Origin of the sequence: Pseudomonas syringae, assembly GCF_001698815.1 — a bacterium.
Lineage (GTDB): Bacteria > Pseudomonadota > Gammaproteobacteria > Pseudomonadales > Pseudomonadaceae > Aquipseudomonas > Aquipseudomonas syringae_A.
This window is the reverse complement of record NZ_LGSI01000051.1, coordinates 69,309-81,545: the sequence shown is the minus strand read 5'-3', so window position 1 is coordinate 81,545 and position 12,237 is coordinate 69,309. Positions and strand designations below refer to the sequence as shown.

Genomic DNA, 12,237 nt, shown 5'->3' with positions numbered 1-12,237 from the left:
CATTGATCCATCGATTACCAACTGCCCGAAGCACCGCCGCCGCCGAAGCTGCCACCGCCGCCACTGAACCCACCGCCGCCACCGCCACCTGAGCCACCGGAACCGAGTCCACCCAGACCGCCCAGCCCACCGGCGGTAATAAAGCCCCCTCTGCCGCCCCGACCGCCGCCGCCACGCCCGGATTTCAGGAAAATCAGGATCAGAAAAACCACCACGATGATCAGCACTGGCACATTGTCGAACCCCGTACCCTGCTGTTCAGCGTCAGCCGCCGCTTGCGGTTGCGCCAGTGGATTGCCGCCCAGCACCTGAATGATCGCTTGCGCACCCTGAGTGATGCCGCCAGCGAAGTTGCCGGCTTTGAAGGCGGGAGTGATCACCTGATTGATGATCACCGAAGACTGCGCATCGGTCAGGCGCTCTTCCAGGCCGTAACCCACTTCGATGCGCACCTTGCGATCATCACGGGCGACGATCAACAGCGCGCCGCTGTCCTTGCCCTTCTCGCCAATCCCCCACGCCCGGCCCAGCTGATAGCCGAAATCCTCGATGCTGGTGCCTTGCAAATCCGGCAGCGTGACCACCACCACTTGCTCGCCGGACGCCTGTTGATGGGCCTCAAGCATCTGCGTCAACTGCGCTGAACTCTGCGCATCGAGCAACTGCGCGTTATCGACCACGCGTCCGGTCAGCGGCGGAAATACCAGTGCGGCCTGCGCCGACAAGGCGCAGGCCCACAGCAGAAGGACCGGCAGCGCGAGCCGCAATGCCTTCATCAGAACTTCACTTCCGGGGCTTTCTCGGAACCTGGCGTTGTCGCTTCGAAGTTCGGGCGAATCGGCAAGTCGCTGTACATCACGGTGTGCCAGAGACGGCCCGGAAAGGTGCGAATCTCGGTGTTATAGCGCTCGACCGAGGCAATGAAGTCACGACGCGCAACGGCGATGCGGTTCTCTGTGCCCTCCAGTTGCGACTGCAATGACAGGAAATTCTGGTTGGCCTTGAGGTCCGGATAGCGTTCGGAAACCACCATCAAGCGGCTCAATGCACCCGTCAGCTGACCTTGGGCGTCCTGGAACTGCTTGAGTTTGGCCGGATCGTTCAAGGTATTGGCATCGACCTGGATCGACGTCGCCTTGGCCCGGGCTTCGATGACCGCCGTTAGCGTGTCTTGCTCGTGCTTGGCATAGCCCTTGACGGTTTCCACCAGATTGGGGATCAGGTCGGCGCGACGCTGATACTGGTTCTGCACCTGAGCCCAGGCCGCTTTCACCTGTTCGTCGTAGGTGGGGATGTTGTTGATGCCGCAGCCGCTCAACAGGCTGCTGAGCAGCAGTAAAACGCCGGTTGCCCAGGTATAGCGACGTACGCTGTGAGGCTGGCAACGCTGTAAGAGAATCATTATGTAACTCCTGTAATGGCTATTTATTCCGTATGGCTCAAGTGATTTTAGCCAAAACAGAAGTTCCCCGGCATAATCCGTCGCCAACGCCGGATCATCGGATAAAAAGTGGCTGCGCTACAAAGATGCCGGTAATGACAAAGAGTTCAGCGGCATCCCATCGCCCCTGACCGACAATAAGCGCCAAAGGTCTAAAACCCAAAATATGGCTGCCTGACATTTAACGTAAGTTGCAGGCAAAAGCCTTGAGAAATCATTCATGAATAAGCTGTGTTTACTCGGTCTTCTGGTCAGTCTGGCCAGCCAGCCAGTGTTGGCTGCAAACAATGTCAGTGCGCCGGTCGCCACTAATCAGGCCACGTTGCAAGCGAAAAACGCGTTCATTTCCAATCTGCTCAAGCAAATGACCCTCGATGAAAAAATCGGGCAATTGCGGCTGATCAGCATCAGTTCGGAAATGCCACAGCCGATGATTCTCAAGGAGATCGCCGCAGGCCGGATTGGCGGTACGTTCAATTCCATCACACGCTCGGAAAACCGTCCGCTGCAGGAAGCCGCTGTCGCCAAGAGTCGTCTGAAGATTCCGATGTTCTTCGCCTACGACGTGGTCCACGGCCATCGCACGATTTTCCCGATCAGCCTGGGCCTCGCTGCCAGCTGGGACATGGACGCCATCGCCTTGAGCGGTCGTATTTCGGCCATCGAGGCCAGTACCGACAGCCTAGACATGACCTTCGCGCCAATGGTGGATATTTCCCGCGATCCGCGCTGGGGCCGGTCCTCCGAAGGTTTCGGTGAAGACACCTACCTGGTGTCGCGAATCTCCGACGTGATGGTCAAGGCCTTTCAGGGCAAGAGCACCGCCGCCTCGGACAACATCATGGCCAGCGTCAAGCACTTCGCCTTGTACGGCGCAGTTGAAGGTGGCCGGGATTACAACACCGTGGACATGAGTCCTACGCGTATGTACCAGGATTACCTACCGCCTTATCGCGCAGCGGTTAATGCTGGCGCGGGCGGCGTGATGATCGCCCTCAACTCGATCAACGGCGTGCCTGCAACCTCCAACACATGGTTGCTGCAAGACCTGTTGCGCAAGGATTGGGGCTTCAAGGGCGTCACCATCAGTGATCACGGCGCGATCAAGGAACTGATCGACCACGGCGTGGCAAAAGATTTCCGCCAAGCCGCCAAGCTGGCCATCAAGGCTGGCGTCGACTTGAGCATGAACGACAAGGCTTACGGCGAAGAACTGCCAGGGCTGGTAAAAGATGGCGAAGTTTCCGTCAAGGAAATCGACAACGCCGTACGTGAAGTGCTGGGCGCCAAGTACGACATGGGCTTATTCGCCGACCCGTACCTGCGCATCGGCAAAGCAGCGCAGGACCCGGCCGATACCTATTCCGACGACCGCCTGCACCGCACTGAAGCGCGGGATGTGGCGCGCAAGACGCTGGTGCTGCTGAAAAACCAGAACGAAACCCTGCCGCTGAAAAAGCAGGGCACCATCGCCGTGATCGGCAGCCTGGCCAAGAGTCAGCTGGACATGCTCGGCAGCTGGTCTGCCGCCGGTCGACCGAATCAGTCGGTCACCGTGTATGACGGTCTGGCCAATGCCGTAGGCGACAAGGCCAAACTGGTTTATGCCCGTGGCGCCAACGTCAGTGACAACGACCATATCAATGAATACCTGAACTTCATCGAGCACGAAGTCGATGTCGATCCACGTCCAGCCCAGGAAATGATCGACGAAGCGGTCAAGGCCGCCGAACAGGCTGATGTGATCGTTGCCGTGGTTGGCGAGTCCCGTGGCATGTCGCATGAAGCGGCCAGCCGCAGCAGCCTGAACATTCCTGGCAAGCAACGGGACCTGATCAAGGCACTGAAGGCCACCGGCAAGCCGCTGGTCCTGGTATTGATGAACGGTCGCCCGCTGGTGCTGGTCGACGAACTGGCTCAGGCCGACGCGATGCTGGAAACCTGGTTCCCCGGCACCGAAGGCGGCAACGCCGTGGCAGACGTGCTGTTCGGCGACTACAACCCTTCCGGCAAACTGGCCATGTCGTTCCCACGTTCAATTGGCCAGCTTCCTACTTACTACGCGCACTTGAACACCGGTCGCCCGTACTCTCCGGACAAGGTCGGCAACTACACGTCGCACTACTTCGAAGAAACCAACGGCCCGCTGTTCCCGTTCGGCTACGGCTTGAGCTACACGCAGTTCGACGTATCGGACATCATCCTGTCGGCTAAGGACATGCCCCGCAAAGGCAAGTTGACCGCTAGCGTGACGGTGAAGAATACCGGCAAGGTTGCTGGCGCGACCGTGGTTCAGCTATATCTGCACGACGTTGCCGCGTCCATCAGTCGTCCGGTCAAGGAGCTGAAGAACTTCGAGAAAGTCATGCTGCAGCCCGGTGAAGAGAAAGTCGTGAGCTTCACCCTCAGCGAAGACGATCTGAAGTTCTATGATCCGAGCCTGAAATACGCGGCAGAAGCCGGCGAATTCAAAGTCATGATCGGCCTTGATTCAGAAGCAGTGAAGCAGGCGAGTTTCAATTTGTTGTAAGGCTGCAACTGCTACGCACGATCCGTAGGACCGGCTTTAGCCGGGAGAACGCCCTCCCGGCTAAAGCCAGTCCTACGGACTAACGCGCTGCAACCGCCATAAATCAGGCAAGCCCCATATGCCATTCACCTCCCGCACCTTACGCATCGTCCTTTATGCACTGCTGATTCTCGCTGGCGCAACGGTGTCGGCGGGCTTGGCGATGCGTCAGGCGCAGCGACATGCGTTGTCGGACGATGCTGCACGAGCGGGCGTTCAGCTGTCCCTCTACGCCAATACGCTGCACACCTTGATTGAACGCTATCGGGCGCTGCCGGCGGTGTTGGCGCTGGACCCGGAAATACGCGCGGCACTCAACGGCCCGATCACGGCGCTGTCCCAGGATGCGCTGAATCGCAAGCTGGAGCGTATCAATGGCGCGGCGCAATCCTCGACCCTTGAGCTGCTGGACCGTGATGGCCTCGCCGTGGGCGCCAGCAACTGGCGTTTGCCTAGCAGTTACGTCGGCCATAACTACGGCTTTCGTCCTTACTTTCAGCAAACCAGGGCCAAGGGCATCGGCCGCTTTTACGCGGTAGGTGTTACCAGTGGCATTCCTGGTTATTTTTTGTCCAATGCAGTGGTGGACGATAAAGGCGGTTTTCTCGGTGCCATGGTGGTCAAGCTGGAGTTTCCCGACCTTGAGCATCAATGGGCGCAAGGCGACGATTTATTGTTGATCAGCGATGCCAAGGGCATCGTGTTCATCGCCAACCAGCCCGGCTGGCGTTATCGCGAGTTGCAGCCGATTTCGGTTGAGGACCGCGCGCAGCTGCTCAGCACCCGGCAATACGACCGGCAACCGCTTTCGCCATTGCGCCGCCGCGAGCTGCGCGAATTTGGCGAAAACAGTCATCTGACCCGTGTTGACGGTCCTGACGAAACGGCGGATTACCTCTGGCAATCAATGCCCTTGCCTGCCGAAGACTGGACGTTGCATCTGCTGCGCAAACCGCAGATGGCCAGCGAAGACATTCGTAACGCAGCCATCGCCGCCGCCGGTGCCTGGCTGACGCTGGTGTTCCTTGGGTTGTTTCTTTATCAGCGCTGGCGCCTGGCACGCATGCGCGAACGCAGCCGCGACGAACTGGAGCTTCAGGTGCTGGAGCGCACTGTGGAACTGCGCACTGCTCAGGACGGCCTGGTGCAATCGACCAAACTCGCGGCGCTCGGGCAGATGTCCGCTGCGCTGGCGCATGAAATCAACCAGCCGCTGACGGCCCAGCGCATGCAACTCGCCACCTTGCGCCTGTTGCTTGATCACGGGCGCATTGATGATGCTTATAAAGCCCTGGCGCCGCTGGACCAGCAACTGACGCGCATGGCTGCGCTGACTGGACACTTGAAAACCTTCGCCCGCAAAAGCCCAGGAGGCCTGCGCGAGCGACTGGATCTGGCGGCAGTGGTCGATCAAGCCTTGCTGCTGCTGGATTCGCGTATCCGTGCCGAACACATACAGTGCGTACTGCATCTGACCCGGCCCGCGTGGGTTCGCGGCGATGCCATTCGCCTGGAGCAGGTGCTGATCAACCTACTGCGCAACGCCCTGGATGCCATGAGCGACAAACCGCTCAAGCGTCTGGAAATCGTGATCAGCGCACAGGAGAATCGCTGGCGCCTGAGCGTCATCGACAGCGGCGGCGGCATCGCCGATGAGCATATGGTCAGTTTGTTCGACCCTTTCTTTACCACCAAACCGGTCGGCGACGGTCTTGGACTGGGGTTGGCGGTGTCATATGCCATCGTGCATGAACTGGGCGGACGACTTGCGGCGCAAAATCATGGTCATGGCGCGCGATTCTCGTTCAGTCTGCCCAACGACTTCCTGGAGGCTGAACCCGCATGCTGAATTCCGTCATTGTCGTCGACGACGAAGCGCCGATCCGTGAGGCCGTGGAGCAATGGCTGACGCTGTCCGGATTCCAGGTGCAGGTTCATAGCCGCGCCGAGGATTGCCTGGCGAACCTGCCGGAACATTTTCCGGGGGTAATTCTCAGCGACGTGCGCATGCCGGGCATGGGCGGCCTGGCGTTGCTGGCCAGACTGCAAGCGCTGGACGCCGACCTGCCGGTCATCCTGCTGACCGGGCATGGCGATGTGCCGATGGCGGTGGATGCCATGCGTGACGGCGCCTATGATTTTCTGGAAAAACCCTTCAGCCCGGAAACCTTGCTGAGCAATCTGCGTCGCGCATTGGAAAAGCGTCAACTGGTTCTGGAAAACCGCCGCCTGCACGAACAGGCCGATGCCCGCTCGCAACTGGACGCGACGCTGCTCGGCGTTTCGCCTGGCTTGCAGACCTTGCGCCGACAGGTGCTGGATCTGTCGCAGCTGCCGGTCAACGTGATCATTCGGGGTGAAACCGGCAGCGGCAAAGAGTTGGTTGCGCGCTGCCTGCATGACTTTGGTCCGCGCGCCAACAAGCCCTTCGTCGCCTTGAACTGCGCGGCGATCCCCGAACAGTTGTTCGAAGCCGAACTGTTCGGCCATGAAACCGGAGCGTTTACCGGCGCCCAAGGCAAGCGCATCGGCAAGCTGGAGTACGCCGACGGTGGCACCTTGTTTCTCGATGAAATCGAAAGCATGCCGCTGGCCCAACAGGTCAAGTTGCTGCGCGTCCTGCAGGACAAACAGCTGGAACGCCTGGGCTCCAACAAGCCGATCAAAGTGGATCTGCGGATCATCGCGGCGACCAAGCCCGATTTGCTCGAAGAAGCCCGCGCCGGACGTTTTCGCGAGGATCTGGCCTACAGGCTGAATGTCGCTGAACTACGCCTGCCGCCATTACGCGAGCGCCGCGAAGACATTCCGCAGCTGTTTAACCACTTTGCGCAGGCGGCTGCGCAACGCCTGGGCCGCAAAGCACCGGAACTCAGCGCTGCGCAGTTAAGCCAGTTGCTGACCCACGACTGGCCCGGCAACGTACGCGAACTGGCCAACGCCGCTGAACGCCAGACACTGGGCCTGAGCACGCCGGAACCCGTCGCGCTGGACGCAGGACCATCGCTGGCAGCGCAGCAGGAAGCGTTCGAAGCCCACTGCCTGCGCGCCGCCCTCACCCGGCACAAAGGCGATATCAAGGCAGTGCTCCACGAACTGCAACTGCCACGCCGCACGTTGAACGAAAAGATGCAGCGGCATGGATTGTTGCGCGAGATGTTTGTGTAGGACCTTGCGATCTGTTGGAGCGAGGCTTGCCCGCGAAGAGGGGACATCCGCACATTTTTCCGCGCCCGAGAGGAAGCGTTCGCGGGCAAGCCTCGCTCCAACGGACTTGTCAGCGCCCTCATCGGCAATTTTCCGCTCACTGCCATCCGCACCATAAGCGGATTCCCGCTCATAAATCCCTGAAAACCCTTCTAAACCGGGCCTCTGCCCGCTGGCACAGCTCCTGCTATAGGAAGGCACGGCCGCATTTTGACGTGCCCTTCTAAAAACAATGAATGTAAGGAACATGATGGAAATCCCTACCTCCCTGTCGCAAGGGTCGACCAGCGCGCCTGCTGCTGTGAAGACCACCTCAAGTCGTCTCAAATCAATCTTCAGCGGTTCGGTCGGCAACATGGTCGAGTGGTATGACTGGTACGTCTACGCCGCCTTCTCGTTGTACTTCGCCAAATCCTTCTTCCCCAAGGGTGACACCACCGCGCAACTGCTCAACACCGCAGCGATCTTCGCCGTGGGCTTCCTGATGCGCCCGATCGGTGGCTGGCTCATGGGCTTGTACGCCGACCGCAAGGGACGCAAGGCCGCCTTGATGGCTTCGGTACTGTTGATGTGCTTCGGTTCGCTGATCATCGCCCTGACACCGAGCTATGAAATGATCGGCGTCGGTGCCCCGATCCTGCTGGTCTTCGCCCGCCTGTTGCAGGGTTTGTCGGTGGGTGGCGAATACGGCACCTCGGCAACCTATCTCAGCGAGATGGCGACCAAGGAGCGTCGCGGCTTCTTCTCCAGCTTCCAATACGTAACGCTGATTTCCGGGCAGCTCATCGCTCTGGGCGTGTTGATCGTGCTGCAGCAAACCCTGACCACCGAACAGCTGTACGCGTGGGGCTGGCGTGTGCCGTTCGTGATCGGCGCGCTGTGCGCAGTGGTTGCGCTGTTCCTGCGTCGTGGCATGGAAGAAACCGAGTCGTTTACACGCAAGAAGAAAGAAAAGCCAAAAGAAAGCCTGATGCGCACGCTGATGCGCCATCCCAAGGAACTGATGACCGTGGTCGGCCTGACCATGGGCGGCACGCTGGCCTTCTATACCTACACCACGTACATGCAGAAATACCTGGTGAACACGGTCGGCATGAGCATCACCGACTCGACGACCATCTCGGCGGCAACGCTGTTTCTGTTCATGGTCCTGCAACCCTTTGTCGGCGCGCTGTCCGACAAGATCGGTCGCCGTCCCATCCTGATCGCCTTCGGGGTAATGGGCACGCTGTGTACCGTGCCGATCCTGACCACGCTGCACACCGTGCAAAGCTGGTGGGGCGCGTTCTTCCTGATCATGGCGGCACTGATCATCGTCAGTGGCTACACGTCGATCAATGCGGTGGTCAAGGCTGAGTTGTTCCCGACTGAAATCCGCGCCCTGGGTGTTGGCCTGCCCTACGCGCTGACGGTATCGATTTTTGGCGGCACCGCTGAATACATCGCGCTGTGGTTCAAGAGCATCGGCATGGAGACGGGGTATTACTGGTATGTCACCGCCTGCATCGCCGTATCGCTGCTGGTTTATGTGTTCATGAAGGACACGCGCAAGCATTCGCGCATCGAAACTGACTGAGTCATATCAGCTTGAGTGATCAAGGGCAGCCACATTTGATGTGGTTGCCCTTTTTTCTGGGGGGAAGCTTTAGCAAGGACGCAGATATTCTGGTGCAATTTTTCACTGAAAAATCAGCAAATACCGCAACCAAAGTTAACTATTTATTTTGTCAAGTCAGCTTGTTGCAAGACTTTTCAAAGAAATGCACCACAACCGCGCAACAACCCGCGACACGCCCGAAAACCGCGCCCTGCGGCGTACTATCATTTTTGGCGATGATCGCTAGCAACCCTATTAACTTCTTAATAAAAGTCAGGCGCGTAGCATTAGCTCCATAACGAGTCGCAAACAAATTCGATGTGGAGTAAATCATCATGAAAACCAACAAACTGATTTTTGGCTTGGCCTTCTCTGTTCTGGCATCAAGCGCTTTCGCTCTTCCTGCCGTCGATACCAGCAACCTGCTCAATTCCACCGTTGTCGCTGAAGGCGGTTCGTCGCACACCAACGCGACTCACAACCCTCAAGCTGCTGATGGCGCTGATCACGTAGGTGCAAATCGTCTGGCTGCTGATGGTGCTGACCGAGTGGGTCAAAATCGTCAGGCTGCCGATGGCGCTGATCACGTAGGTGCAAATCGTCTGGCTGCTGACGGTGCCGACCATGTTGGTGCAAATCGCCAGGCTGCCGATGGTGCTGATCACGTAGGTGCAAATCGTCTGGCTGCTGACGGCGCCGATCATGTTGGTGCAAACCGTCTGAGCTAATCGCTCAACGGCTACACCCAGCCCGGCTTAATGCCGGGCTTAATCGTTTCTGAGCCCTAAAATCTGCCGGCAACTCTGGAATGTCCAGCGCCAGCCTTGCACTATGACGCAACTCTGCCCTCTCTTCGCGGCAACAGGAATTGCGCCAATGTCAGATGACATCCATTCGTACGAACCTTCCCAAGGCCATCGCCTGCCCCACGACCCGTTCAATGCCATTGTTGGCCCACGTCCTATAGGCTGGATCTCGTCGCAGGACGCCAACGGCAAATTGAATCTGGCGCCGTACAGTTTCTTCAATGCCTTCAACTACATTCCGCCGATCATCGGCTTTTGCAGTGTCGGCCGCAAAGACAGCCTGAATAACATCGAACAGACCGGCGAGTTCGTCTGGAACCTGGCCACGCGGCCGCTGGCCGAAGCCATGAACCAGAGCTGCGCGCCGGTATCGCCGGAGGTGAACGAGTTCGAACTGGCCAACCTGACGCCGCTGGCGTCGCAAATTGTTGCGGTGCCACGAGTCAAAGAGACGCCGGTGTCATTCGAGTGCAAGGTTACCCAGATCATCCAGCTGCAACGCGCCGACAAAGAACTGGTGCCCAGCTGGCTGATTTTGGGCGAAGTGGTTGCGGTACACATCGCCAAGCGGCTGCTCAAGGACGGTATTTACGACACGGCAGCGGGCGAGCCGATCCTGCGTGGCGGCGGTCCTGCGGATTATTTCCAGCTCGGGCCGGAAGCGCTGTTCCAGATGTTCCGCCCGAAAGCCTGATACGGCAGGTTGCTCACTGCGGGTCGAAAACCAGATTGCCCTCGGAGTCGATATCGGTCAGCCGCGCCAGTTCTGCGGTGGCGGCAAGGTCGGCGTCGTGAGCGGTCTTGAACTTCTGCCCGTCCAGCACTCGATGAAACGTTGGAGCGCCGCCAGCGTGCAGGGCTTTGACGGCAATCGCTGCGTCGTAACCGCCTTCGCCTGGGACCATTGCGGTAACAGCTTCGAAATCCTGAAATTCTTTACGGGCCATGAATGCGATCCTGCTGTGCGTGGAAAGCAGGGGATTCTAAACGGTCGGGGCTGCGGTGGGTTACCTAGATTGAGCGCAGCATCTGCTGCACATTGGCATCGGCACCGTCGTCGGTAGCGAAGGTATGAAAATCCAGGCTGCTGACGATGAGTTCCTGAACGATCTCGGAAAACACCTGCAAATGCGGGGTATTGAACCAGGCGCTCATGGCCTGTTCGTCAGCCCATGAACCGGAAATCAGCCACAGATCGGGGTCTTGCGCCGAATGCTGCAAGGCAAACTCCAGGCATCCAGGAGCGTTGAGCGAAGGCGCGATCAGACTGTCCAGGCGTGCGCCGAGCTGGTCACTCTGACCGATCCGGGCACGGGCGAAAACGAGATGGCTCACCGAAGTTGATTGAGGCATGGTCCTGGCTCCTTGTTTTTACGTGCCGCGTGAAAAATTCGCAGTGCTGCGACAGGAGCTGAGATTAAAGGCTGCTGGCAATTACCCGGTAGACAGTTCCTGCCAGGTTCTTGCCTGATTCTGCACGGAGGCGGTTTTCTGCGCTAAATCTTCGACCTGGCAGGCAACCACCGAACTACCGTGAATGCTGGCAAACCGGCCGTCGCATCGCCTCGCGCGACACCGCCCGGCAGGATCAGGCAATCATCCGGCAGGAATCGCGTAGCGCTTTGGCTTGCACAAAAATAAGCTGGGGGCATTCACCAAGGATCAAAGGACTCGATACATGTCGCAGCTCGAACGCCACGTTGAAACGCTAAGCGAAGACATGGAAAAGCAGCGCACCGAGCTGGCTGACCTGATTCGCCGCTATGCGCCGAAGGAAGGCTCGTTCCAGACCGCTATCGCGCCGCTGTTCATGTCCCGCTATGAAAGTCCGTCGGAGAGCCTGCCGGCCGTGGCCCAACCGGCTTTATGTATCTTCGCTCACGGCAGCAAGCAAGTGCGACTCGGCGACGAAACCTACACCTATGATCCGCTGAATTATCTGGTGGTGTCGGTGGCGATGCCATTGAGCGGCAAGATCGTCAACGCAACGGTGGATAACCCCAACCTGGCGTTGCGCCTGGATATCGATCCCGTTGAAATCAATGCGCTGATTGCCGAAGCCGGCCCCATGAGCGTGCCGACCCGCCCGAGCGGGCGCGGCTTGTATATCGAGCGCATCGACACGCAGTTGCTGGACGCGGTACTGCGGCTGTCGCGTTTACTGGACAACCCGAAAGACATCGCCATGCTCGCGCCGCTGATCAAACGCGAAATCCTCTATCGCTTGCTGCGTAGCCAACAAGGACATCGCTTGTACGAAATTGCCATCGCCAACTGCCAGACTCATCGCGTAACCCAGGCAATCACTTGGCTGAACACGCACTTCGGCGAGCCGTTGCGCATCGAAGAGTTGGCGCGGGAAGTCAATTTGAGTGTCTCGACCCTGCATCACCGTTTTAAAGCGGTGACGGCCATGAGTCCGCTGCAATACCAGAAGCAACTGCGCCTGCAAGAAGCCCGGCGCTTGATGCTGGCCGACGGCCTGGATGCGTCCGCCGCTGGATACAAAGTAGGCTATGAAAGCGCGTCGCAGTTCAGCCGGGAATACAGCCGACAGTTCGGCGCGCCACCGCTTCGGGATTTGGCGCGCCTGCGCAAGATCGTTTGACCGGTTTGC

Annotated in this window: 12 protein-coding genes; 8 read left to right on the top strand and 4 right to left on the bottom strand. The window is 58.8% G+C overall.

Annotated elements, in window-relative coordinates; all coding sequences use genetic code 11:
• Positions 1-14: 14 nt before the first annotated feature.
• Positions 15-776 carry a TPM domain-containing protein gene (locus tag AFK24_RS17645; RefSeq protein ID WP_065834449.1) on the bottom strand — a complete coding sequence of 254 codons (762 nt, stop codon included), beginning with the start codon at positions 774-776 and terminating at the stop codon, positions 15-17.
• A complete protein-coding gene (locus AFK24_RS17640; RefSeq protein WP_065834448.1) occupies positions 776-1,402 on the bottom strand; it encodes a LemA family protein in 627 nt (208 codons plus the stop codon). Before AFK24_RS17640 ends, AFK24_RS17645 begins: the two co-directional genes overlap by 1 nt.
• Positions 1,403-1,661: 259 nt before the next feature.
• On the opposite strand from AFK24_RS17640, the gene bglX reads away from it, so the two are divergent.
• From bglX to AFK24_RS17610, 7 genes are all read left to right on the top strand, one after another.
• On the top strand, positions 1,662-3,971 hold the full coding sequence (gene bglX, locus AFK24_RS17635; RefSeq protein ID WP_065834447.1) for a beta-glucosidase BglX: 2,310 nt from the start codon (positions 1,662-1,664) through the stop codon (positions 3,969-3,971).
• Between the two features lie 118 nt (positions 3,972-4,089).
• Positions 4,090-5,859, top strand: coding sequence for an ATP-binding protein (locus tag AFK24_RS17630; RefSeq protein ID WP_065834446.1), 1,770 nt, complete (start codon positions 4,090-4,092; stop codon positions 5,857-5,859).
• The gene (locus AFK24_RS17625) at positions 5,853-7,178 is read left to right on the top strand and encodes a sigma-54-dependent transcriptional regulator (protein ID WP_065834445.1); all 1,326 of its coding nucleotides are present in this window, start codon (positions 5,853-5,855) and stop codon (positions 7,176-7,178) included. The genes AFK24_RS17630 and AFK24_RS17625 overlap by 7 nt, the downstream gene beginning before the upstream one ends.
• A gap of 289 nt (positions 7,179-7,467) precedes the next feature.
• A complete protein-coding gene (locus AFK24_RS17620; RefSeq protein ID WP_065834444.1) occupies positions 7,468-8,793 on the top strand; it encodes an MFS transporter in 1,326 nt (441 codons plus the stop codon).
• Positions 8,794-8,804: 11 nt separating this feature from the next.
• Complete coding sequence (locus tag AFK24_RS31225) at positions 8,805-9,113, top strand: hypothetical protein (RefSeq protein WP_170826354.1); 309 nt, start codon at positions 8,805-8,807, stop codon at positions 9,111-9,113.
• Between the two features lie 36 nt (positions 9,114-9,149).
• A complete protein-coding gene (locus tag AFK24_RS30035) occupies positions 9,150-9,542 on the top strand; it encodes a hypothetical protein (protein ID WP_080482199.1) in 393 nt (130 codons plus the stop codon).
• 148 nt (positions 9,543-9,690) lie between these two features.
• Positions 9,691-10,314 (top strand): flavin reductase family protein, encoded by a 624-nt coding sequence (locus AFK24_RS17610; protein WP_065834442.1) that lies wholly within the window; start codon positions 9,691-9,693, stop codon positions 10,312-10,314.
• A 13-nt stretch (positions 10,315-10,327) separates the two neighbouring features.
• Here the strand turns inward: AFK24_RS17610 and AFK24_RS17605 are convergent, their stop codons facing one another.
• Entirely contained in the window at positions 10,328-10,567 is a 240-nt protein-coding gene (locus AFK24_RS17605; RefSeq protein ID WP_065834441.1) for a hypothetical protein, read from the bottom strand.
• Positions 10,568-10,631: 64 nt separating this feature from the next.
• The gene (locus tag AFK24_RS17600; RefSeq protein WP_065834440.1) at positions 10,632-10,973 is read right to left on the bottom strand and encodes a putative quinol monooxygenase; all 342 of its coding nucleotides are present in this window, start codon (positions 10,971-10,973) and stop codon (positions 10,632-10,634) included.
• A gap of 325 nt (positions 10,974-11,298) precedes the next feature.
• On the opposite strand from AFK24_RS17600, the gene AFK24_RS17595 reads away from it, so the two are divergent.
• Positions 11,299-12,228: an AraC family transcriptional regulator gene (locus AFK24_RS17595; RefSeq protein WP_065834439.1), complete on the top strand. Its 930-nt coding sequence runs from the start codon at positions 11,299-11,301 to the stop codon at positions 12,226-12,228.
• Positions 12,229-12,237 lie beyond the last annotated feature (9 nt).

What these genes read in the sequence shown, in the direction of transcription:
- AFK24_RS17645 (WP_065834449.1), bottom strand. Translation starts at nt 776, where the DNA reads ATGAAGGCATTGCGGCTCGCGCTGCCGGTCCTTCTGCTGTGGGCCTGC.
- AFK24_RS17640 (WP_065834448.1), bottom strand. Translation starts at nt 1,402, where the DNA reads ATGATTCTCTTACAGCGTTGCCAGCCTCACAGCGTACGTCGCTATACC.
- bglX (WP_065834447.1), top strand. Translation starts at nt 1,662, where the DNA reads ATGAATAAGCTGTGTTTACTCGGTCTTCTGGTCAGTCTGGCCAGCCAG.
- AFK24_RS17630 (WP_065834446.1), top strand. Translation starts at nt 4,090, where the DNA reads ATGCCATTCACCTCCCGCACCTTACGCATCGTCCTTTATGCACTGCTG.
- AFK24_RS17625 (WP_065834445.1), top strand. Translation starts at nt 5,853, where the DNA reads ATGCTGAATTCCGTCATTGTCGTCGACGACGAAGCGCCGATCCGTGAG.
- AFK24_RS17620 (WP_065834444.1), top strand. Translation starts at nt 7,468, where the DNA reads ATGGAAATCCCTACCTCCCTGTCGCAAGGGTCGACCAGCGCGCCTGCT.
- AFK24_RS30035 (WP_080482199.1), top strand. Translation starts at nt 9,150, where the DNA reads ATGAAAACCAACAAACTGATTTTTGGCTTGGCCTTCTCTGTTCTGGCA.
- AFK24_RS17610 (WP_065834442.1), top strand. Translation starts at nt 9,691, where the DNA reads ATGTCAGATGACATCCATTCGTACGAACCTTCCCAAGGCCATCGCCTG.
- AFK24_RS17605 (WP_065834441.1), bottom strand. Translation starts at nt 10,567, where the DNA reads ATGGCCCGTAAAGAATTTCAGGATTTCGAAGCTGTTACCGCAATGGTC.
- AFK24_RS17600 (WP_065834440.1), bottom strand. Translation starts at nt 10,973, where the DNA reads ATGCCTCAATCAACTTCGGTGAGCCATCTCGTTTTCGCCCGTGCCCGG.
- AFK24_RS17595 (WP_065834439.1), top strand. Translation starts at nt 11,299, where the DNA reads ATGTCGCAGCTCGAACGCCACGTTGAAACGCTAAGCGAAGACATGGAA.